General features: G+C 45.0%; 14 protein-coding genes. 12 read left to right on the top strand and 2 right to left on the bottom strand.

Features of this window, described 5'->3' with window-relative positions:
• Nucleotides 1–40: 40 nt before the first annotated feature.
• The 7 genes from JGK14_RS25765 (at nucleotide 41) to JGK14_RS25735 (ending at nucleotide 9,192) form a co-directional block, all read left to right on the top strand.
• Nucleotides 41–817, top strand: coding sequence for a tetratricopeptide repeat protein (locus JGK14_RS25765; RefSeq protein WP_293185149.1), 777 nt, complete (start codon nucleotides 41–43; stop codon nucleotides 815–817).
• A gap of 205 nt (nucleotides 818–1,022) precedes the next feature.
• Entirely contained in the window at nucleotides 1,023–1,994 is a 972-nt protein-coding gene (locus JGK14_RS25760; protein WP_293198333.1) for a tetratricopeptide repeat protein, read from the top strand.
• A gap of 94 nt (nucleotides 1,995–2,088) precedes the next feature.
• Nucleotides 2,089–2,844, top strand: coding sequence for a tetratricopeptide repeat protein (locus JGK14_RS25755; RefSeq protein WP_293185145.1), 756 nt, complete (start codon nucleotides 2,089–2,091; stop codon nucleotides 2,842–2,844).
• A gap of 398 nt (nucleotides 2,845–3,242) precedes the next feature.
• Nucleotides 3,243–3,998 carry a tetratricopeptide repeat protein gene (locus JGK14_RS25750; RefSeq protein WP_293185144.1) on the top strand — a complete coding sequence of 252 codons (756 nt, stop codon included), beginning with the start codon at nucleotides 3,243–3,245 and terminating at the stop codon, nucleotides 3,996–3,998.
• Nucleotides 3,999–4,351: 353 nt separating this feature from the next.
• Nucleotides 4,352–7,162, top strand: coding sequence for a chloride channel protein (locus JGK14_RS25745; protein WP_293185143.1), 2,811 nt, complete (start codon nucleotides 4,352–4,354; stop codon nucleotides 7,160–7,162).
• A gap of 663 nt (nucleotides 7,163–7,825) precedes the next feature.
• On the top strand, nucleotides 7,826–8,947 hold the full coding sequence (locus JGK14_RS25740) for a glycosyltransferase family 4 protein (RefSeq protein WP_293185141.1): 1,122 nt from the start codon (nucleotides 7,826–7,828) through the stop codon (nucleotides 8,945–8,947).
• Between the two features lie 11 nt (nucleotides 8,948–8,958).
• Nucleotides 8,959–9,192 (top strand): hypothetical protein, encoded by a 234-nt coding sequence (locus JGK14_RS25735; RefSeq protein WP_293143588.1) that lies wholly within the window; start codon nucleotides 8,959–8,961, stop codon nucleotides 9,190–9,192.
• A 124-nt stretch (nucleotides 9,193–9,316) separates the two neighbouring features.
• On the opposite strand, the gene JGK14_RS25730 is transcribed toward JGK14_RS25735, so the two are convergent.
• The gene (locus JGK14_RS25730; protein WP_293185139.1) at nucleotides 9,317–10,252 is read right to left on the bottom strand and encodes an exopolyphosphatase; all 936 of its coding nucleotides are present in this window, start codon (nucleotides 10,250–10,252) and stop codon (nucleotides 9,317–9,319) included.
• Between the two features lie 66 nt (nucleotides 10,253–10,318).
• On the opposite strand from JGK14_RS25730, the gene bioF reads away from it, so the two are divergent.
• Together bioF and pirA are read left to right on the top strand one after the other, a co-directional pair.
• Nucleotides 10,319–11,491, top strand: a complete 1,173-nt coding sequence (gene bioF, locus JGK14_RS25725; protein WP_293193391.1) for an 8-amino-7-oxononanoate synthase — start codon at nucleotides 10,319–10,321, stop codon at nucleotides 11,489–11,491.
• A 417-nt stretch (nucleotides 11,492–11,908) separates the two neighbouring features.
• Nucleotides 11,909–12,058 carry an arginine synthesis PII-interacting regulator PirA gene (pirA, locus tag JGK14_RS25720; RefSeq protein WP_293143575.1) on the top strand — a complete coding sequence of 50 codons (150 nt, stop codon included), beginning with the start codon at nucleotides 11,909–11,911 and terminating at the stop codon, nucleotides 12,056–12,058.
• 427 nt (nucleotides 12,059–12,485) lie between these two features.
• Here the strand turns inward: pirA and JGK14_RS25715 are convergent, their stop codons facing one another.
• On the bottom strand, nucleotides 12,486–13,853 hold the full coding sequence (locus tag JGK14_RS25715) for a TldD/PmbA family protein (protein WP_293185135.1): 1,368 nt from the start codon (nucleotides 13,851–13,853) through the stop codon (nucleotides 12,486–12,488).
• Nucleotides 13,854–14,348: 495 nt separating this feature from the next.
• On the opposite strand from JGK14_RS25715, the gene JGK14_RS25710 reads away from it, so the two are divergent.
• From JGK14_RS25710 to JGK14_RS25700, 3 genes are all read left to right on the top strand, one after another.
• Nucleotides 14,349–19,004 carry a PAS domain S-box protein gene (locus tag JGK14_RS25710; RefSeq protein WP_293314249.1) on the top strand — a complete coding sequence of 1,552 codons (4,656 nt, stop codon included), beginning with the start codon at nucleotides 14,349–14,351 and terminating at the stop codon, nucleotides 19,002–19,004.
• Nucleotides 19,005–19,268: 264 nt separating this feature from the next.
• The gene (locus tag JGK14_RS25705; protein WP_293185131.1) at nucleotides 19,269–20,126 is read left to right on the top strand and encodes a DUF1361 domain-containing protein; all 858 of its coding nucleotides are present in this window, start codon (nucleotides 19,269–19,271) and stop codon (nucleotides 20,124–20,126) included.
• A gap of 304 nt (nucleotides 20,127–20,430) precedes the next feature.
• A complete protein-coding gene (locus JGK14_RS25700) occupies nucleotides 20,431–22,404 on the top strand; it encodes an ABC transporter ATP-binding protein/permease (protein ID WP_325315643.1) in 1,974 nt (657 codons plus the stop codon).
• Nucleotides 22,405–22,694 lie beyond the last annotated feature (290 nt).

The raw sequence follows: 22,694 nt of genomic DNA, 5'->3' as shown, positions 1-22,694 counted from the left end.
CAAAATAGTTGCTTGAAATTACCAAAAGGTGGAGATTAGGATGAAGTTTAAAATCTTGACTGGACTGTTGACAGGATTAGTTGTTTCAACAACCACAGGTTTAGTAAATTGTCAACCGAGTTATGCCGAAAATAAAAGCTTTTCATTGAGAATTCCAATCGACCAAAATTTCAGATTGTTGGCTTCAACGAAGGTGGATTTAGGCGCGCAGGTAGCGAGTGAGGTTTTGACACAAAACCAAACAGCGGAAGAATTTTACAATCAGGCTGTAGAGAAGTACAAACAAGGAGATTATCCGGGTGCTATAGAGTCTTACACTCAAGCGATTAAACTCAACCCCAATTATGCCGAGGCCTATAACGATCGCGGTGTTGTCCGATCGAACTCAGGAGACAAGCAGGGTGCGAAGGCAGATTTTGACCAGGCAATAAAAATTAAGCCCAATGATGCTAATGCCTATATCAATCGAGGCAATCTCCGCGATGAGTCAGGAGACAGACAGGGTGCGATCGCAGATTACGACCAAGCCATCAAAAATAACCCCAACAATGCCACCGCCTATGTCAATCGGGGCAATGTCCGGGATGACTCAGGAGACAGTCAAGGTGCGATCGCCGATTACGAACAAGCCCTGAAAATTAACCCCAACTATGCTTTAGCCTACTACAATCGGGGGATTACTCGATCGAGGTTAAAAGACAAGCAGGGTGCGATCGCAGATCTTCAGAAATCCACAGAATTATTTCAGAAACAAGGCAATAAAGTTCTTTACGAAAAGGCAATAAATATAATTAATAGACTTCAAGAATCACCATAAACCAATACGGTGGACTTAACGCTTTTTGACGAATGTCATCTCAAGATTTTCTAGGCAATACAGGCATTTCTTGAAAGTCAGATTGTTCTTAAGTCAACCGTATTGTACCATAAACAACTAAACTATTGACCGCATCGATCCATGCCAAGATAAAACTTTTGAGGATCAAACTGTCTCGCCCACTACTCAATTTTCAACTTAAACTATGAATTTACTCTGCCGACTACCAGCGACATTAATTGGTGTGACTGCAACTATTTTGATCTCCCAATCCCCGGCAGTTTACGCCAGAGAAGCTAAATCAATCACTGTTAAATCAATTACTGGGCAGATTGATACTTACGATCGAGTGGATTTGTCTGTCCAAGTTGCGAGTGAGCTATCGGCGGCAGGGGAAACAGCGGAGGATTTTTACAATCAGGGTGGACAGAAGTACGACAAAGGAGATTATCAGGGTGCGATAGAAGCTTACAGTCGAGCAATTGCGCTTAATCCTAATTATACTTCTGCCTATAACGATCGCGGTAATGCCCGTTCAGCCTCAGGAGACAATAAGGGTGCGATCGCAGATTACAACGCAGCCCTGAAAATTGACCCCAACTATGCTAATGCCTACTACAACCGAGGGATTGCCCGCTCAGGCTCAGGAGACAACCAAGGTGCGATCGCCGATTTCGACGCAGCCCTGAAAATTAATCCTAAGTATGCCGAAGCCTACGGCAATCGAGGCAATGCCCGCAATAGATTAGGAGACAAGCAAGGTGCGATACAAGATTACAACGAAGTTCTGAAAATTAATCCCAACGATGCCAAAGCCTACTACAACCGCGGGAAAACTCGCTATCAATTGGGAGACAAGCAGGGTGCCCTCGCCGATTACAACCAAGTTCTGAACATTAACCCCAACGATGCTGCGGTATATACCAGTCGGGGTAATGTTCGCGATGAATTAGGAGACCAACAGGGAGCAATCGCCGATTACGAAAAATCCCTGAAAATTAACCCCAACTATGCCTTTGCCTATCTCAACCGTGCTATTACGCGATCGAGCTTAGGAGACAAACAGGGAGAGGTGGCAGACCTTCAGAAAGCCGCAGACTTATTTCAGCAACAAGGAAACAAAGAGATGTACCAAGAGGTACTAAAGATAATTAAAAGAATTCAAGGGACAACATAAAATTTTCCTTAATCTAATATCTGAAAGTCGCTAGAATCGCAGAAACTTTCAGCTTTGACAGTTATAAAACCACACTCAACCATCAACTAAAATCATGAATTTTAATCGACGACTACCAGCAGCATTAATTGGTTTAACTGCAACTATTATCATCGCCCAGCCGCCCGCAGTTGCAACAAACTCTGCCAAATCAATCAGTGATAGTTATGCTCGAATGGATTTGTCTGTGCGTGTGGCCAGCAAGCCTCTGGGGAACGAGCAAACAGCAGAGGAATTTTATAATCTGGGTGTCAAGAAGTACCGCGAAAAAGATTATCCGGGTGCTATAGAGGCTTACGATCGAGCAATTGCGCTTAATCCTAATTTTGCCAATGCCTATATCGGTCGGGGTAATGCCCGGGATGATTTAGGAAACAGCCAGAGTGCGATCGCCGATTACGACCAAGCCATAAAAATTGACCCCAAAAATGCCTCAGCCTACTTGAACCGGGGTGTTACCCACTTAAGGTTAAAAAACAATCAGGCTGCGATCGCCGATTACAACCAAGCCATAAAAATTGACCCCCAATATGCTGAAGCCTACATCAAGCGGGGTTTTATCCTGTATATCTTAGCAGACAATCAAGCTGCCCTCGCCGATTACAACCAAGCCATAAAAATTGACCCCAATAATGCACCAGCCTACATAGGCCGGGGTGGTGTACGCGCACAATTAGGAGACAGGCAAGAAGCGATCGCAGATCTTCAGAAAGCCGCCGACTTATTTCAGAAACAAGGAGACAATGAGAGTTCTCAAAAGGTGCTAGAGTTAATTAAAAAAATTCAAGGCACACCGTCAAGTCCTCAATAATCTAGAGAGCATCGAACACGCTAACTTGGGTAGTGCGCCCTCTTGAACTCGCACTACCAAAAACAACTTTTTGCAAAAAAGAGTATAAGTAGGAGGGTAGGCAAAGAAAGGTACTACCCCTACAGATTTATCTAAATCATTTATGATTCAATACGCTTGGGTTAGCAATTGTCCGAAGAGAGGAACGAAGCATAAGCCCTAGCCCTTTCAGGGCGGCTTCGCCAACGGGCAGGCACGCGCCAACGCAGAGTCTATTTTTCATATCGTTTTATTGACCGGACGGTCTTAACCCAAGCGTATTGATTTATGATTGCCATATCAAAAATATTTACTGTTTGGTATAACACAGGATTTCTCAGATTTGACAGTTCGGAAAAAATAAATTTTTAACTAAAATTATGAACTTACATCACCGAATACCAGCAACATTAATTGGTTTAACTGCAACTATTTTCATCGCCCACCACCCCGCAGTTGACGCCAGAGAAGCTAAATCGATCGCGGCCGCACAGATTGAGCATTACGATCGAGTGGATTTGTCCGTGCAGCTTGTGAGTGAGGCTGGGGCGCCTGGGATGACGGCGGAGGAATTTTATAATTTGGCTGGACAGAAGTACCACCAAGGAGATTATCAGGGCGCTGTAGAGGCTTGCGATCGAGCAATTAAGCTTAATCCTAATTATGCCAATGCCTATATGGGCAGGGGTATCGCCCGAGCAAAATTAGGAGACAAGCAGGGTGCGAAGGCAGATTTTGACCAAGCCCTGAAAATTGACCCTAATTATGCGTTAGCCTACTACAACCGAGGTTTAGTCCGCGATCAATTGGGAGACAAGCAGGGTGCGATCGCCGATTACGACCAAGCCCTAAAAATTGACCCCAACAATGCTCATGCCTACTATAACCGAGGTGTCACCCGATCGAGCTTAGCAGACAAGCAGGGTGCGATCGCCGATTACGACCAGGCTATAAAAATCAACCCAGACTATGCTGAAGCCTACGCCAACCTTGGTATTGCGCGAGCGATATTAGGAGATAAGCAGGGTGCGATACAAGATTTACAAAAAGCCGCCGACTTATTTCAGAAACAAGCAAGAAAAGATGATTATGAAAAGGCACTAAACCTAATTAAAAGAATTCAAGAAAAATCATAAATTTTTCAACACTTTGTAATCTCAATTAATGTCGCAGCTAATTCATCTTCTTTAATGTGTTGCCACTCTAATTAAATTTGCTTCATTTTGGAACAATGCTTAGGCAAGAACAAAGATATATAAACCCTGCTCTTCCTACTTTGACCATAACTGTTCAACCTCCTGACATCGATGTATTAGACCGTCGTCTTGTAAAATGATTATTTACGAGAACTGCTATAGTATAGAAATCAAAATTATGGCATCGAAAAAATAGTAAATTAGCCATTAATATTTGCTGTATTTCCCCAAACATACCGAATGTTTGCTAAAGTCTAATCGAGCATACAATTCTTAGGTCATCTACCCTATTTATGCCGTACATTACTATCCCTAAACAACTTAGGGAACCTTCCAGCGTCATCGAATCTCAGCTTTTTTTACGCCCCAAACGCCTCGCTATTTTTGAAGCTTGCCTGATCGGTTTAATTTCAGGATTGGCTGGCGTCTTGCTCAAATTAGGAGTCGGATGGCTCGGCAGTTGGCGAGTTGCTACCTCAACGCTAATTCCAGCTTTAATTTTGCTTCCGGCTGTCGGTTTATTAGGCGGGTTTCTAACAGGTTTTTTAGTTGAACGTTTCGCTCCAGAAACTGCTGGTAGTGGCATTCCTCACGTCAAAGCTGCCCTCGCTGGTGTCAATCTTTCTTTGAATTTACGAGTAGCTGTCGTTAAACTTCTGACCACTATTTTAGCAGTTGGTTCCGGTTTAACCCTGGGAAGACAAGGCCCAACCGTCCAAATTGGAGCGTCTTTGGCCGGCTGGATAGGTAACTTGATGCCGACTTCCCCAGACTACCGCCGCCAATTGATTGCTTGCGGTGCAGCGGCGGGACTGGCTGCTGGTTTTAATGCTCCGATTGCAGGGGTTTTGTTTGTAGTTGAAGAACTGCTGCACGATGTTTCTGGCTTGACTTTAGGTACGGCAATTATTGCTTCTTTCATCGGTGCGGTTGTTTCGCAGCTTTTGGGCGGAGATAGTTTAAATCTCAATTTGCGAGAGTATAAAATTAGTTTTTTTCCTCAGGAAATTCCGTTCTATATACTGTTAGGAGTTTTAGCGGGATTGCTGGGAGCTTTGTTCAGCAAAGGGATTATTGCTGGTTTGCACTTCAATCGAAAAACGCTGAAATTAGCCTTACCTTGGCGAATTGCTTGTGCGGGGTTTATCTGTGGTATAGTCATCGCTGCTTTGCCAGAAAATTTTCGCAATAATACTGGTTTGCGCGAGTTTTTGCTAACCGGAGAAGCTAGCGGAACCACCAGTTTAATTGCTTTTATCGCTCACTTTTGTTTGACAATTCTTTCCGCAGCTTCGGGAGCTCCGGGAGGATTGTTTGCACCTTCTTTAGTTCTCGGTTCGGCACTCGGCCATATCGTGGGAATTATCCAAGCACATTGGCTGGGTGTTGGTTTGCCGGTAACTTACGCTTTGGCGGGAATGGGAGCGTTTTTTTGTGCGGTTTCTAGGGCGCCGATTACGGCGGTAGTTATTGTGTTTGAAATTACGGCGGATTTCAAATTGGTGCTACCTTTGATGATCTGTTCTGTAGTTGCTTATTTAGTCGCCGAAAAGGTGGACAGCGGCTCTTTGTACGATCGCCTTTTGGAGTTTAGCGGCATTCATCTCACCAAAGATAAACCTGCGGTTGATGGTTTGAGCGACTTGTACGCAGCTAACGTGATGCAGCGCCGAGTTGAAACTCTTTCGAGTCAACTGACTTTCGATGAAGTGATGCAGGCTTTTTCGCGATCGCACCACCGCGGCTTTCCGGTAGTTGAAAATGGTAAACTGGTCGGCATTATCAGTCAAACCGATTTAGCAAAAGCCAGCGAGCAGAATTTGTCCGGCAAGACACTGCTCAAAGAATTTATGACTGCACAGCCGATCGCAGTCAAAGCCAAGGATACCCTAAGCGAGGTACTGTACAGACTCAATCACTACAATATCAGCCGCTTGCCCGTCATAGAAGGACGGCATCTAGTTGGAATTATTACTCGCAGCGACATAATCCGAGTAGAATCCGATCGCCTCAGCGGAGAAACAACCCAAGGCCCGCATCCAGAACCATCCTATGTAGTGTATCAAACCAGAGCGCCACAAGTCGGAAACGGCCGCTTATTAGTGCCGCTTTCCAACCCGCAAACAGCACCCGCCTTGCTGCGACTCGCGGCCGCCATTGCGCGCGATCGCAATTATGAATTAGAATGCCTGCAAATCATCATCGTACCGCGCAACAGTTCCCCCTCAGAAAGCGCAGTGCGAACCACAAAAAGCCGCCGCCTGCTGCAACAAGCCGAGCGCATTATCCGCAATTGGAACTTGCCAGTACACACTCAAATTCGGGTAGCTCACGACGTGCCTCACGCGATTTTAGAGACAATTAGGGAGCGTCACATTGACCTAATTTTGATGGGCTGGCAAGGCGAATTATCCACAACTGGACGCATTTTTGGCGATGTGGTCGATACCGTAATTCGGCAAGCAGGCTGCGAAGTAGTTTTAGTTAAATGGAGCGAAAAACTATTAGTAACACGCCAGAAAAATGAGTTTTCAGCCGCTAGCAGCGGGCGGGAATATGCGTCTACAGAATGGCAGTTAAATGCCGCAGGAGTTGATGACGCAGAAAATTCTCAATTTGTGACATCAAATTCATCAGCGACACCAGAGACTGAATTTTCCTCGCCCAATTCCGACATTCGGGCGCCAGAATTGGGATTGCACACACTGATGGGTTTGCAGCGCTGGTTAGTACCAATTCGCGGCAGTTACAAGCAAGCTGCGGCATTGCGGCTGCTACCTGCTTTCGTGGCTGCGAGTGCCTTATCGGAGATTAAATTGTGTCAGGTGCACCAGCCTTCTGTTGCGGAGCCCTCGCGCGCCGAATTAAAGCAAGCTGCGAAGTTTATTCAGGGGCGGGTTAGTTGTGAAGTAATAGTGACTGCGGTTTGCGCTAAGTCGGTGTCGGATGCTTTAATTGATTTGGCTCAAAACGATCAATGTGATGCGATCGTCCTGGGAGCCAGTCGCGAAGGGCTGCTGAAACAGGTGATTCAGGGGAACATCCCGGAAGCTGTGGCGCGCGGATGCGACTGTACAGTCATATTAGTGCGATCGGCATCCTAGCAAAATCATACCATTGGCGATCTTAGATTTTAGTCGTAGCGTGCGTCGCCATCAACAATCCCTAAATCATAACGGTGTTCAAAAAGATGAGGTACGTTGTTGGGCTTCAGCCCCTCTTAGTGTTTATTATATAAGCCGTCAGCCATACCTCATCTTTTTGAGAAAGGCTATATATGCAAAATCATCAAGCGACGCACCTTACACTTTAGCAAAATCCTAAGCTGTACCGCATTTAAATCGTATATTTTGAGATGTGAGTCGTAGGGTGCGTCGCACTCGAACATCCCTAAATTATATCAACAATCTCATGAATCCGCATCTTTCACGTGGAGGCTTGTACAAATGTTTTTATGAATAATTTATACCAATTTTCAACGAAATAACAGTATTCTTGTTCCCCCCCTGATTCATGGGGGGGCTAGGGGGGGTCGAAGAGTGTTGCACAATTTTAGAGAAATGGTATTAATTAATCAACCCTCAATAAACCCCAAGGTGCGCCAGGGCAAAAATCCTGAATTTGTATTGAAAACCTTCTCACCTCAATAAACCCAAGGTGCGTCAGGGCAAAAATCCTGAGTTTGTATTGAAAACCTACTCGCCTGACGCACCCTACAATCAATAACCAATAACCAATAACCAATAACCAATAACCAATAACTAATTATGGTTCACTTTAACGTCGGCTTTCAAAATTTTAATTCCTTCGCCGACATTACCCTATCGCTGGCGAAAACCTTAGACAAAATGGGGATTTCTATTTCAGTCGAACCCTCAGAAATCGCATCTCACCTCACACGCTATTCCACAGCCGAAGAAAACCACCTCCTAGCCAAGTGGATGAACACCGCACCATCAGATTTATTTCAGCTAAAATGGTCTCATTATTGGAAACCTTTCTTTTTAAAAGAACTCAGCGGACACCTCAACTTAGAATTTTTTGCCATCAATTACGAATTCGCCAGAAATGATGATGAATATGATTACTGGATTTACGATGCTGTCAACAATTCATCCCACATCATAGCCGTCAGTGAATATTCTAAAAACGTTTTAGTCCAAGCTGGATGTCCGACAAAAAAAGTCTCCGTCATACCTCTAGGTTTCAATCCTTTAATTTCGCAACTCTATTCTTCCAGACCTAAAAAAAACCAGAACGATGTAAAATCTATTCTGCACATGACCAATTCTTTTGACTTGTATAGATTTGGCACGGATCTCGCCATCCAAGCATTTTATCAAGAGTTTCAAGATGATGCCAACGTAGAGTTGATCGTCAAAGATGGTGGCAAAAATCCTGATGCCATAACCGAACATATCATAAATATGGAAAGACAATTCGGCAAATTAAAGCCGAAAATAGAGATAAAGCCTAAATTTTTTACTAAAACAGAACTAGCGGATTTATACTTATCAGCAGATGCTTTTTTGGCTCCGTTTCGTGGCGAGGGTTTTGCGATTAAAATTTTGGATGCCTTTGCTGCGGGTTTACCAGTCGCTATGACTGTGTACGGTGGCCCGACGGAGTACGCAAATAGTGCTAACTGTTATCCCATTGCTCACGATCTAATTCCCGTCGGAGAATGTTACGATACTCAGTATCTTAAAATTAGAAATGCTCCTCATTGGGCCGAACCAAATGTTGAGTCTGTTCGCGAACAGTTGCGAAAAATTGTGGAGGATCCCATGCGTTTTCAGGTAGCCCAAAAAGCTCGGGAGACGGCGGATTTATTTAATTGGGAAGCGACAGGCAAAAAATTGTTAAGATTAATGCGAGAGTTGTTTTAGGAGCAGAAATTATGGGACTCGAACGCAAAATGTTTAGGGGAATGTTTTCGCCTAGCGAAGTGGTAAGATTGAAGCAGCCTTGTTTTACTCCTGGGCGATTGTTTGAAGCAGGAAATTATAACGCTGCCGATTTGCCGGATGTGGCTTTTGATATGGGTTTAGTAGATTATTTGCCGCCAGTCAAAGGCAAGAGTGCAGAAAATTTCAACGCCCCGAACCCCCAACCTCAAAACCTTGAGGACTAAACTCCCGCTAGCAGCAAGGACTTGAGTTCTAAACATTCCCTTTTGTAGTAAGGACTTGAATCCTGAAAATTTAAATCATCAAAGACTCAAGTCCTGACTGCCAAAAATATCAAGTTAATTTAATTTAACCCTTTTGCTCAATCTGGGCAATTAACTCTTTCAAAACTTTACTAGCTTTATCATTTTCAATCTGACAAGTTCCCGCATTCCGGTGGCCGCCCCCACCATATTTTAACATTAACTCCCCTATATTAGTTTGAGAAGTTTTGTTGAAGATTGACTTACCAACGGCGAAAACAGTATTTTGTTGCTTCAGTCCCCATAGTGTGTGAATCGAGATATTGCACTCGGGGAACAAAGCGTAAATTACAAAACGATTTCCCGCATAAATCACATCTTCGTTACGCAAATCTAAAACGACTAAATGATCGTAAACTTTGGCGCAGCGCTGTATTTGGTCTTCAAATTTTTGGGATTGCTCGAAGTAAAGGTCTACTCTTTCTTTCACATCAGAAAGCTGCAAGATTTCATCGATGGTATGATTTTTGCAGTAATCAATTAACTCCATCATTAACTGATAATTGGAAACCGTAAATTCTTTAAACCTGCCCAAGCCAGTGCGGGCGTCCATCAAGAAGTTTAACAGCACCCATTCTTCCGGTTGCAAAACCTCTTCTTTGGCAAATTGAGCGGAGTCTGCTTTGTCAACTGCTAGCATCATCGCCTCGGAAATATCAGGAAATTTTGCTCTGCCTCCATAATATTTATACAGCACTCTGGCTGCGGAAGCTGCATAGGGGTCAATGATGTGGTTGATTTTGATTTTTTCATGTCTGAGAGTTTCGCTAAAATGGTGATCGAAAGCTAGATGAACTCCCTCAACATATGGTAAATTGGTGGTAATATCGTTATTTGTTATTTCGATTTTTCCATCCTGCATATCTTTAGGATGCACGAATTTAATCTCGTCTATCATATCGAGTTCTTTGAGTAAAACGGCACAGACAAGACCGTCAAAATCACTGCGGGTGACTAATCTGTATTTTTTAGTGAGTGGCATATGCTTCTCTGATAGGCAGGGACTGATTATAAGACAATATAACTTATTACTCGATCGCTGGACAATATGAATGCAGACCCTTACGCTTGGCTAGAGAAGTCCCTGGACACTGTTCGCCGGGCCGATTGGTATCGATCGCCACAATTGATCGAAAGCTGTCCGGGGCCTGTGGTAAAATTAGCAAGCCGTTGGCTGATTAACTTTGCCAGCAACGATTATCTGGGACTTGCCGGCGATGACAGGTTGATTCAAGCGGCGATGGCTGCAACTAAGGAATTTGGTACGGGTGCGACGGGTTCGAGGTTAGTCAGCGGACACCGCGATTTGCACCGACAGCTAGAACTGGCTATTGCTAATTTAAAACAAACTGAAGACGCTTTAGTATTCAGTTCCGGGTATTTAGCGAATTTAGGGGCGATCGCATCAGTTGTCGGCCAGCGCGATTTGATATTATCTGACAAGTACAATCATTCGAGTCTCAAAAATGGAGCCATACTCAGCCGTGCAACAGCGCTAGAGTACAATCACTGCAATCTTGAGGATTTAAAAGCCAAGCTAGAACAAAATCGTGCTAAATTCCGCAAGTGTTTAATTATTACCGATAGCGTGTTTAGCATGGATGGGGACTTGTGTCCGCTGCCGGAGTTGTTAGCTTTGGGCGAGCAATTTAACTGTATGGTATTAGTAGATGAAGCTCACGCTACAGGAGTTTTCGGTGCTAGCGGTGCCGGTTGTGCAGAACATTTCGGCTGTAAGGGATTGCCGCTAATTCAAGTTGGCACGCTTAGCAAAGCTTTGGGAAGTTTGGGCGGCTACGTTGCGGGCTCCGCTACTTTAATTGATTTTCTCCGCAATCGAGCCGCGAGTTGGATTTATACTACAGCATTGACGCCGGCTGACACGGCGGCTGCTTTGGAAGCTGTGAGAATTGTACAGCAAGAACCAGAGCGCCGAGTTCGGTTGCAACAAAATATTGAAACTTTCAAATATGGGGCGATTACCAATCGCCAATTACCAATTAGCAATTCCCTCTCCCCAATTTTCAGTCTGCTGTTAAAAGATGCAGCCACAGCTTTAGCAGTTAGCAGCCAACTCAAGGAAATGGGTATTTTGGCTGTGGCGATTCGGCCTCCGACTGTCAGTGTCAGTCGCATTCGGATTTCGCTGATGGCAACTCACGAGCTCGCACACCTTCACCATTTGCTAGAGGTGCTGGGGGAAGTTTTCAGTTTTGACTAAGGCACGTACCTTTGCTTTGGCGCTTTTGCCCAAGCGCAACTACGTACCTAAGAGCGCCCAAGCGCAACTACGTACCTAAGAGCGCCCAAGCGCAACTACGTACCTAAGAGCGCCCAAGCGCAACTATGTACCTAAGAGCGCCCAAGCGCAACTACGTACCTAAGAGCGCTGAAGCGCAACTACGTACCTTTGATTTGGGAAATTATTTTGTTGGCGATCGGGAATCTGACCGACGCCTACTATTTAAATTATTGGAAATGTCAAGATATCGCTATTGACTTATGCGATATAGTATACACTATTGTGGTCGATCGGTCAATAACTGTAAACTTTTTGTAAATTTAGATACTTTTTGAAATTTTGCGCTATATTAAAGAAGTAGGAGTTACACCAAATTTAATATAAGGAAAGTTCACCATGAACACAAATCGCCAAAACGTAAAAAAAATCGCTGAAACCCACCGCGCTAACATTCAAAAGCAACTGATGCACCGCATCGAAGTCGCTAGAGCCAGTGGCAATCAAGATTTGGTTCGGGTGCTTGAAGATGAGATGAGACAGCTTTAAGTCGCTGCCACTAAAATTAGCCCGTAGTTTGGTTGAGAGGGTTGCGCGAGAAATGCAGAATTCCCGCAACCTCTACCCGATAATTTTTCAATCCTCTCTTAGTTGGTAGAAAAAAACCCGGTTTCTTGAAGAAACCGGGTTTTTTATTGAACTTTTGGCTGCGAAATGTTCACCTGACTGGGATAAAAACCAATACGGTAAGGTTTGTAGTGCGGACTTCAGTCCGCCGCCCCAGAGCGGACTCAAGTCCGCACTACGAACCGCAATAAGTAAGGTTTGTAGTGCGCCATCCCATTCCTCTGCCCCAGAGCGGACTGAAGTCCGCACTATGAACTGAGCCGCACGACGAACTGTTTTTGAGTAATTTACCGGAGATGATATCCTTCATCCTCAATCGAAAATCGAAAATCTGAAATCGAAAATTGTATTATCTGCCTCCGACTACAACATTTTTGATCCGTAAATGGGGGCCGCCGACGCTGACAGCTAAACCGCTTTGGCCGCCTTTTCCGCAGCCGCCGTAGGCATAAACTGAGTCGTTGCCGATCGACTCTATATCCTTTAAAGTCTGAAATACGTTGCCGCTTAACGTGACATCACTCACCGGTTCGGCCAATTTGCCGTTGCGAATCATGAAGCCTTCGGCTGCTGCAAAGGTAAACATTTCGCCGTTGGTTTGTCCTCCCAACATCCGTACTGCATAGACTCCTTCCTCAATGTCGCCCACCATTTCATCGAAAGAATGTGCGCCAGATTCGATCGCAGTATTAGTCATCCGTACCAACGGCATAAAAGTAGCGCTCAAGGCCCGAGCATTTCCCGTCGGAGCTTCGCCCATTTTGCCCGCAGTCTCGCGATTGTGCATTCTCGCTGCTAAAACTCCATTTTTAATTAAATGCTTGCACTGAGCTGGCACTCCTTCGTCGTCGTATTTCAAAGTTCCCGGCAATCCCGGCAAAGTTGCATCGTCAATTACGTTCAATTGTTCGATCGCCACAGGCTTGCCCAAAGTCAATAATTCCTGCATTTTCGGGTTTTCGTAAATGCCGTCAGCTTCCGACAAATGGCCGAAAGCTTCGTGAATAAATACCCCCGACAAATAAGGGTCTAAAATCACTGGATACTGGCCGCCTTTGACCGGTTTTGCTTCTAATTGGCCCACAGCTCGCACCGCCGCGCTCTTAACACGATCTTCAATATTTGTCAAGACATTGTAATCCGATCGCGAATGAATCGATTCAAACCCTTGACGGACGACACCGCCTTCTCCACGGGCGATCGCCCCAAACCGCCCCGTCACGTCCAAACGCTCTTGAGCGATGCAAGTGCCTTGAGAATTCACAAAATAAGTAATCCCAAATCGATCGCTGTAACCGGCCATTGTCGTCTGAATTCGCGGGTCGAAATCTAACAGCAATTGGTTGTAAGATTCGAGCAACTTGCGTTTTTCTGCTAGAGTAATAGACCGCGGATCGCGACCGAATTCCACCGCTACATAATCTTGAATCGGAGTGACATCTGCTAGTACAGTTTTTTCGCTACCTACCAAACGAGACTGCACGACAGCTTCTTCAATCCGGGCTTTTAATTCAGCCAAACCGTTAAATGTTACAAAACTCCAGCCGCCTTTGTGACAGGCGCGGATGCCGCCGGCTAGACTGAAACTGCGGTTGACTGCATCTAACTGAGGGCCGCGAAAACTAATGGCTGTTGACTCGCTTTGTTCGAGGCGAACTTCTAGATAATCTACTCGATCGCGGTAAGGTGCGATCGCTTCCATCAACTGTTCCTGCATCAAATTGCCCCTATGAATTATTTGCGCCCAGCGCTGACAAAAATTATTGCTAACCTTATTTTAGCCAACAAATCCCGTGTTTCGGGTGCGCGAGTCTGGAGAGTGGGAGAGGGGGAGAGGGAATTGGTGTCAACAAACACGTCAAATGTAATTCCAGTCTTCTGTCTGATGATTAATGCCAGATCCCCCCTAACCCCCCTTAGGTCGGGGGGGACAAGAAGCACTCAAAGTCCCCCTTCTTAAGGGGGATTTAGGGGGATCTGGCTTCGGCTGCGAACGAAAAATACAAAAGTTTTTGACCTTAAGTTGACACCAATGGGGAGAATGTGCGAGGAAATTGAAATAAACAATTGAGATGTACAACAGCTTAGAACACACAAAACTCGTGCAGACTTGTGAAAAGCTCCGTCTGCCGGAAATCTTGCATCGGCATAGGAAAATGAAACTAAAATAAATCTATCTAAAGACTTAAAAATATAGTTGAACTGCCGACAGATGGAATACTTTAAGCTGAAAAAATTCCAAATTTCACCGTATTTAGCAGCATTTTCGGCATTAGTAGCAATTTTGGTCGGAGTTGGCATTTTAGACCGATCGGAACAAGAGCGATTTTTGCAACACAACCGCGCTAGCACGATCGATCGGCTCAGCACAGTCCGCTCAAAGTTGGAAGGTTCTTTGAATTCCCGGCTATTTTTGATCCGGGGATTGGTAGCTGACATTTCCCACAACCCAGACATCACCGCAGCCGAGTTTGCAGCTACGGCGAGAATTCTGCTGGCACAGCAAACCGGCATTCGCAACATCACTTTAGTTAAAGGGACGACGATCGCTGATATTTATCCGAAGGATGGAAATGAAAAGGCGATCGGCGTTGACTTGATGACGCTACCCAAACAGCGGCAAATGGTCAAAGATGCGATCCACACCAGAAAAACTCTGCTTGCCGGGCCCGTGCAATTATTGGAGGGAGGCGTGGCCTTCGTCAGCCGATCGCCAATTTTTCTGACCCCCGCCGACGCCGAGCCCGAAACAGGAGTTTACTGGGGGTTGATCGGTGTGATCCTCGAAAAAAATGTCCTGCTTGAGGAAGCGGGACTCAACGATCCCTCAGCCAAGGTGCAATACGCTGTCCGGGGGAAAGACGCGAAGGGAGTGTCAGGTGAGGTGTTTTTCGGCGACAACTCGATTTTTCAGAACAATCCGGTGGTGTTGGAAGTGATTTTGCCCAACGGTTCCTGGCAGTTGGCAGCAATTCCCGCAGGAGGATGGCCCGAGAATTCGCCACGGCGGGGGTGGTTGCTCTCAGGAGGTGGCTTGCTGGCAGTTTTGAGCGGGGTGGCGGTTTTTACGGGGATGTACGGCCTATCGATGCTGCGATCGAGCGAAGCTAAGTACCGACAACTGGTTGAGAACGCTAACAGCATGATTGTGCAGTTAGACAATGAAGGCAAGATTACTTTTTTTAATGAGTTTGCGGAAAATTTTTTCGGGTATTCACAAGCAGAAATTCTTGGCAAAAGTGCGATCGGCACAATTGTAGATCCGGCCACATTGTCGGAAAATCAGTTAGTCATAATGATTCGAGACTGTGTGGCACAGCCGGACAAATACTTCAAACACGAAAATGAAAACATCCGCCGCAATGGGGAAAAAGTCTGGATAACCTGGAGAAACAAACCTGTGGTCGATTCCAAAGGGCGATCGATCGGGCTGCTGTTCGTCGGTACAGACATTAGCGATCGCATCCTAGCAGAAGCCGCGCTGCAAGCGAGCGAATCTCGCTATCGGGCAATTATTGAAGACCAAACCGAACTTATTTGCCGTTTCTTGCCCAGCGGAGTTGTGACTTTTGTCAACGATGCCTACTGCCGCTATTTCAATAAATCGCGATCGGAGCTGATCGGCAATTCTTTTATGCCTTTGATTTGGGAAGAAGATAGAAACTTTTGCAGCGATATTTTCAATTCTTTAAGCCTACAAAATCCCGCTATTACCTGGGAACACCGCGTAATTCTCGACACGGGCGAAATTCGCTGGATACAGTGGACTGACAGAGCAACTTTTGACGATCGAGGTGCGGCGATCGAATACCAAGGAGTGGGGCGCGACATTAGCGATCGCAAACAAGCTGAACTCGCCCTGCAAGCTTCAGAAGCAGAATTGCGGGCATTGTTCGCTGCCATGAACGACGTAATTTTTGTGTTCGATATTGAGGGACGCTATCTAAAAGTTGCCCAGACAAATCCCGAACTTTTGTACAAGCCACCGACGGAAGTTATAGGTCAAAAAATTCACGATCTATTCGATCCAGAAACAGCAGAATTTTTTTTGGAGCAAATTACTATCGCTGTCTCTACTAATCAAACTTTGAATTGTGAATATCACCTGGAAATTGGCAGCGAACAAAAGTGGTTTGCTGCTACCATTTCGCCAATGAAAGACAACACGGCTTTGTGGATTGCCCGGGACATTACCGAGCGCAAGCAAGCTGAAAATTGGTTGACAGGTCAAAAACAAATTTTAGAAATGATTGCTCAGGACGCAACTCTTGGCGATACTTTAAATACTTTAATTAAAATTATCGAACAGCAATCTAAAAATGTCATGGGTTCGATTTTGATTCTAGCTCCAGACGGCAAACATTTGCTGCACGGAGCCGCGCCCAGTTTGCCAGAAAGTTATAATGCTGCTATTAATGGAGTAGCCATCGGCCCGAATGTCGGTTCTTGCGGCACTGCTGCCTATCGCTGCGAACAGGTGATCGTTACAGATATTGCCAGCGATCCTTTGTGGCAAGACTTTCGAGATTTAGCCTTGAGTTTTGGACTGAGAGCTTGCTGGTCTACTCCTATTGTCTCATCTGGGGGTCAAGTTTTGGGAACTTTTGGTATGTATTACGCCCAACCGCGCACTCCCCAAAATTTTGAGCTGCAATTGATAGAATCTGTCAGGCATTTAGCGGGAATTGCGATCGAGCGGAAACAGGCAGAAGAAAGTCTCAAACAGCTCAATGAAGAACTAGAAAATAGAGTCGAACAAAGAACTGCTCAATTGATGCAAACAGAAGAACGCTGGCAGTTAGCACTCAAAGGTAACAATGACGGCATTTGGGATTGGAACTTGCAAACAGGAGAAATATTTCTGTCCGATCGATTTAAAGAAATCACGGGATACGAACACATCCCCATGCTCGATTACTTTGACGAATGGAACAGAAACACGCATCCCGATGATTTAGATTTAGTAATGCAAGCTTTCCAAGACCATTTAGACAAAAAAACGCCGCATTACATCACCGAATACCGCTTGTGGTGCTACAACAGCACCTACAAATGGATACTCAGTCGCGGACAAGCTTTGTGGGATGCATCTGGAAAAGCTGTCCGCATTGTTGGTTCAATTACTGACATCACGGAGCGCAAAGAAGCAGAGGAAGCACTGCAAAAAAGTGAAGCAAAATTCCAAAAGCTGTCGGCTAATTTGCCGGGAGTAATTTATCAATGTTTGCTTGGTGGAGATGGTTATTTAAGTTTCCCTTACGTCAGTCCTGCTTCCCTAGAAATGTTTGAGCTAGAACCAGAAAGTCTTCGTAAAAATGCGGCTTTGCTAATAGATTTGGTTCATCCCGACGACCGCCAAGATTATAACGAATCTGTTGCTATTTCAGCGCAAACTTTGCAACCTTGGTACTGGGAAGGACGGTTCGTGCTGCCTTCAGGAAAAATTCACTGGTTTCAGTCAATTTCGCGTCCTGAAGCTAAAGCAAACGGCGATATTCTTTGGGACGGTATCACTATTGATATTACGAATCGCAAACAAGCTGAGTTAGCTTTGCAAGAGAGCCAGCAGTTTATTCAAAAAATTGCGGATGCTACTCCCGGCATTTTGTATCTTTATGACTTGGAAGAACAGCGAAATGTCTATGCTAATTCTTCTATGGGCACGCTTCTTGGCTATACATTTGATGAAATTAAAGCGATGGGTTCATCACTAATGACTCAGTTAATTAACCCCGAAGATTTGCCAAAAATTTTGGAATATCACGCGAGCTTTGCAGAAATTAAAGATGGCGAAATCAGGGAAATTGAGTACCGGATGCTGGCAGCAAACGGTGAATGGTTTTGGCTGCAAAGTCGGGATACTATTTTTAGCAGAAATTCTCAGGGTCAGTCAAAGGTAATAATTGGATTTGCCCAGGATATTACGATTCGGAAACAATCAGAGGAAGCTCTGCGACAAAGCGAGGCGCGAGAAAGAGAAAGAGCTACAGAGCTAGAGTCAGCGCTGCGGTCATTGCGCTCTGCTCAATCTCAACTCATTCAAACTGAAAAAATGTCTTCTTTGGGTCAATTAGTTGCAGGCATCGCCCACGAAGTTAATAATCCGGTTAACTTTATTCACGCTAACATTGCTTATCTACACCAGTATACTACACAGTTGCTGGATCTGGTGAATCTTTACGAACATGAGTATCCCGAACCTAATGCAAAAATTGTCGATCGCATTGCAGAGATTGATTTGGATTTCATGACTGAGGATCTAAGAAAACTTGTAGGTTCGATGCAGGTGGGAACCGATCGCATCCGGCAAATTGTGCTGTCGCTGAGAAATTTCTCGCGGCTGGACGAATCGGCAATGAAGCCTGTCGATATTCACGCGGGAATTAATAGCACTTTGTTGATTTTGCAGCATCGCTTAAAGAGTCACGATAGGCGCCCGGAAATAGAAGTAATTAAGGAGTTCGGGAAACTGCCACCGGTGGAGTGCTATGCCAGCCAACTGAATCAAGTGTTTATGAATATTATTGCTAATGGAATTGATGCTATTGAAGAACAATATCACAAGTTGTCAGTTCCAGAAGCAGCGACTAAGAGCGGCCGGATTGTGATTTGCACTGGTGTCACGGCCCAGGGCACTGTGAGGGTGGAAATTTCGGACAACGGTACGGGGATTCCGCAGGCGGTGATCGATCGCATTTTTAACCCGTTTTTTACGACAAAAGCTGTGGGGAAAGGTACTGGCTTGGGAATGTCGATCGCGCACTCGATTGTGGTAGAAAAGCACAAGGGCAAGATTGACTGTTTCTCCCAAGTCGGAGGCGGAACGACTTTTGCGATCGAAATCCCGATCGGCAAAACCTATCTGTAGGTTCCTTAGGTACGTTGTTGCGCTTCAGCGCTCTTTCATAGATCGTCGAAGAGCGCTGAAGCGCAACAACGTACCTTTATGTAATGTGACAGCGGGGAGCGAGAAGTGGCTAGCTGACGCACCCTACAAATCAGACTGTCAACTGTCAACTGTCAACTGTCAACTGTCAACTGTCAACTCTTCCGAATGCTATAGCGACTAAGATAGATTCACGCTGCTGAGAAAGCGGTGCTGCATGAAACCTTTAATTGTATAAAAACTGACATGATGGGATTAATCCTGGAAGCGATCGCAGCAATGGGACAGAATGTCCGCTGGATGTCTTGGAATTTGTTTTTAGGTTTAGTACCGCTGGCGTTGAGTTTTTGGCTCTTCCGCAAACCTCGATCGCGCTGGCTGCTGTGGGGTACGTGGGTTCTCCTGGGCGCTACTTTTTTGCCTAGCACGCGCCATGTTGTGTCCTATCTCAAGCACATTGTGCAAGATGTGGGTACAACTTACGTTTTGGGGGCGATCGCAATTACGCTAGCACTAATGGCTTTAGATATCTGGGTGCTGCGACAGCGCGGAGTTCGCTCTCTCCGCTGGTGGGGCGGTTTTTTCTGGTTTATCGCGTTTTTGCCCAATGCACCCTACGTTTTAACTGATATCATTCACCTGATCGAGCAGATTAAAGAGGGGAACTCGGTGTGGGTGGTGACATTGGCGCTGATTCCGCAGTATCTGGTGTTTATGTTGGCGGGATTTGAGGCCTATGTACTGTCGGTGATGGGTTTGGGTTACTATCTGAAGCAACAGGGTTGGGGTAGATTTATTCTGGCAACGGAGATAACTATACACGCACTTTCGGCGATCGGCATTTATTTAGGCCGATTTATCCGGTTCAACACTTGGGACATTCTGGCGAATCCCGATGCGTTGGTTAACACCGTCATGAATGATTTGATTGGTAAGCGTCCGGTTGTAGTAATGGCTGCAACATTTGTCGTTATTGCTGTTTTGTATTGGGTACTCAAGCAAGTTAGTTTGGGGATTAGCCACCGATTTTACTACAATCTATCGTCGTCGGAGTCGATCGGCGAAACCACCACTTCTCCCGATCCCATAGATTTAAGATTTTAGATTTACCCCACAACTAACCTACAAACTGTTTGCGTCTCCACGACTTAAATCGGAAAACAAATATTCCTCTGTGAGTGACATCATCTCCGGTAAAATAACCGCGATCTGGTTGGTAGTGAGGACTTTAGTCCTCTGATTTTCATGAGGACTAAAGTCCTCACTACAAACCAATTTAATTGTAGTCGTGACCGCGCACCTCATAGGAGACCAATCTCTTCCCTAAACTCCCAAATAAATTACTGCGACAATGGAGAATCAAACTTGATATGTTAGAACAGTTGAAGTAGTTTTGCAAACAGTAAAGATGAATCGATTTGACCGTCAGTTGTGGGAAAGATTTATTGCGATCGCTCAGCCTTACTTTTATCCTTTAGAGCCTGGAGGAGGCAGGGTTTTTCTGGGATTAGTAGCGCTGTTATTAATATTTCTGTTCGCTGCTATGTTTGTACTCGTTAGTATTGTATGTTTGGGGGGTGCCGCTCTTTTTCCGGATTTTGTCAATAATATTGCTGCTGGGTTAGTTAGTTTGTTGCAGCAGATTATTGATTCCCCGACAATTATCATTGTTGCCTTGATGCTAATTATTCCTTTGAGCGCTTTTTGGTTTTTTAAAGGCAGATTGATAGCGCATTGGCAGTCGTGGTTTTTTTTAGCTTTATTGCTGTTATTGTCCCTGTCCGTAAGCGGTTTGAATGTAATCATTAGTTACGTCAGTAACTTTTTCAATACAGCACTGGCAAAAAAAGACCAGCTCAATTATTGGAAGTATCTTTTTGTCTATGCAGGGGTTTTTGCAGTCGGCACTCCCATTGTGGTAATTTACGGCTACATCCAAGATAAATTGAGTCTCTACTGGCGACAGTGGATGACAAATAAGTTCCTGGACAAGTATTTTAAGAATCGGGCTTATTACGAAATAAATTCACACAAGGAAATCGACAATCCCGACCAAAGAATTTCTGAAGATGTCAAATCGTTTACTCGTACAAGTTTGACATTTATGCTGGCGCTCCTGAGTTCAATAGTTAATATTATATCTTTCACGGGTATCCTGTGGTCAATCTCGAAACAACTTTCAATTTTCCTGATTGTCTATGCTATGTTGGGGACGACCGCCAGTCTGATTTTTGGTCAAAAATTAGTGCCTCTGAATTTCGAGCAACTTAAACAAGAAGCTAATTTCCGCTACGGACTGGTTCACATTCGCGACAATGCTGAATCCATTGCTTTTTATGGAGGGGAAGAGCGAGAATCGATCCAAATAAAGCAGCGGTTCGTGGAAGTATTCCGCAATTTTAATTTGCTAATTGGCTGGCAGCGAAATTTGGATTATTTTACAACTGGATATGGGTATGCTGTGGTGATTATTCCGGCTTTGTTTCTCGCTCCTGCTTATTTTGCCGACACAACCGATACGATTCAGTTTGGAGACATCACTCAGGCGGGTTTTGCTTTCCGTCAGGTTTTAGCCGCTTTTTCACTGATTGTCAGTCGCATTGAACCCCTTAGTTCTTTTGCAGCTAGTATCAATCGTTTAACTGTATTTACAGATACTTTGGAAGCAAAAAAGGCGGTATCTCGTGCCGGAGGAACTACTATAGATGTCGTAGTAGATTCTCAGTTGATGCTGAAACAGGTTACTTTAGATACTCCGAAGCATCAAAAGACTTTGATTAAGGATTTGTCGGTAGCGGTGTCGCCGGGAGAAGGACTGTTAATTGTCGGTGAAAGCGGTTCTGGGAAGAGTTCTTTGCTGCGGGCTATTGCGGGTTTGTGGGACTCGGGAACGGGTCGTCTGGCGCGGCCGGAATTGGGAGAAATGCTGTTTTTGCCGCAGCGTCCTTATCTGATTTTGGGCAATTTGCGATCGCAACTTCTTTATCCCAATACCAGCAGCGAGGTTGATGAGGAACAATTGCGCTGCGTTTTGGCATTAGTCAACTTAGCAGATTTGCCGGACAGATTGGGCGGTTTTGATGAGGCTTTAGATTGGGTCGAGATTTTGTCCCTGGGAGAACAGCAGCGTTTAGCTTTTGCCAGATTGTTGTTGACGAAACCGCGATATGCTATTTTGGATGAGGCCACAAGTGCTTTGGATTTGAAGAACGAGCAACTTTTATACGAACAGTTGCAAGCAACTAAAACTACATTTGTGAGTGTGGGCCACCGATTGAGTTTGTTGAAATATCACCAGCAGGTTTTGGAACTTTTGGGTGATGGGAGTTGGCGACTGCTTTCGACCGAAAAATACCGCGATAGTACGAAGGTTTTTGGCTGATACAGCGCTGGTTTCAAAAATTGTGAATTTACTCGGTTTTTAGTTTTTGGTTCGTGCTGGGTGGCGGTACGGTTGGAGATTTATCGCGCAGGTGCTACAGATTAATCGCTCATCGCCTTGCCTCCACTCTACAAAATTTCGACGCTTGGTTGCATTCTTTTTTTGAAGTGGTATCAAAATGGATAATTTGGGTATTGTAAAACTTCATTCAGTTTGTAAGCATAAGTAATCAAGCATGGTATTATGTGGTCAGGAGGTTGAGAATGCAGCTAACAGAACGTCACATCATT

The organism is Microcoleus sp. PH2017_28_MFU_U_A, from assembly GCF_020738035.1.
Taxonomy (GTDB): domain Bacteria; phylum Cyanobacteriota; class Cyanobacteriia; order Cyanobacteriales; family Microcoleaceae; genus Microcoleus.
Note: the sequence above shows the minus strand (reverse complement) of the source record. Positions and strands in the feature narration are given on the sequence as shown.

What these genes read in the sequence shown, in the direction of transcription:
- JGK14_RS25765 (WP_293185149.1), top strand. Translation starts at nt 41, where the DNA reads ATGAAGTTTAAAATCTTGACTGGACTGTTGACAGGATTAGTTGTTTCA.
- JGK14_RS25760 (WP_293198333.1), top strand. Translation starts at nt 1,023, where the DNA reads ATGAATTTACTCTGCCGACTACCAGCGACATTAATTGGTGTGACTGCA.
- JGK14_RS25755 (WP_293185145.1), top strand. Translation starts at nt 2,089, where the DNA reads ATGAATTTTAATCGACGACTACCAGCAGCATTAATTGGTTTAACTGCA.
- JGK14_RS25750 (WP_293185144.1), top strand. Translation starts at nt 3,243, where the DNA reads ATGAACTTACATCACCGAATACCAGCAACATTAATTGGTTTAACTGCA.
- JGK14_RS25745 (WP_293185143.1), top strand. Translation starts at nt 4,352, where the DNA reads ATGCCGTACATTACTATCCCTAAACAACTTAGGGAACCTTCCAGCGTC.
- JGK14_RS25740 (WP_293185141.1), top strand. Translation starts at nt 7,826, where the DNA reads ATGGTTCACTTTAACGTCGGCTTTCAAAATTTTAATTCCTTCGCCGAC.
- JGK14_RS25735 (WP_293143588.1), top strand. Translation starts at nt 8,959, where the DNA reads ATGGGACTCGAACGCAAAATGTTTAGGGGAATGTTTTCGCCTAGCGAA.
- JGK14_RS25730 (WP_293185139.1), bottom strand. Translation starts at nt 10,252, where the DNA reads ATGCCACTCACTAAAAAATACAGATTAGTCACCCGCAGTGATTTTGAC.
- bioF (WP_293193391.1), top strand. Translation starts at nt 10,319, where the DNA reads ATGAATGCAGACCCTTACGCTTGGCTAGAGAAGTCCCTGGACACTGTT.
- pirA (WP_293143575.1), top strand. Translation starts at nt 11,909, where the DNA reads ATGAACACAAATCGCCAAAACGTAAAAAAAATCGCTGAAACCCACCGC.
- JGK14_RS25715 (WP_293185135.1), bottom strand. Translation starts at nt 13,853, where the DNA reads ATGCAGGAACAGTTGATGGAAGCGATCGCACCTTACCGCGATCGAGTA.
- JGK14_RS25710 (WP_293314249.1), top strand. Translation starts at nt 14,349, where the DNA reads ATGGAATACTTTAAGCTGAAAAAATTCCAAATTTCACCGTATTTAGCA.
- JGK14_RS25705 (WP_293185131.1), top strand. Translation starts at nt 19,269, where the DNA reads ATGATGGGATTAATCCTGGAAGCGATCGCAGCAATGGGACAGAATGTC.
- JGK14_RS25700 (WP_325315643.1), top strand. Translation starts at nt 20,431, where the DNA reads ATGAATCGATTTGACCGTCAGTTGTGGGAAAGATTTATTGCGATCGCT.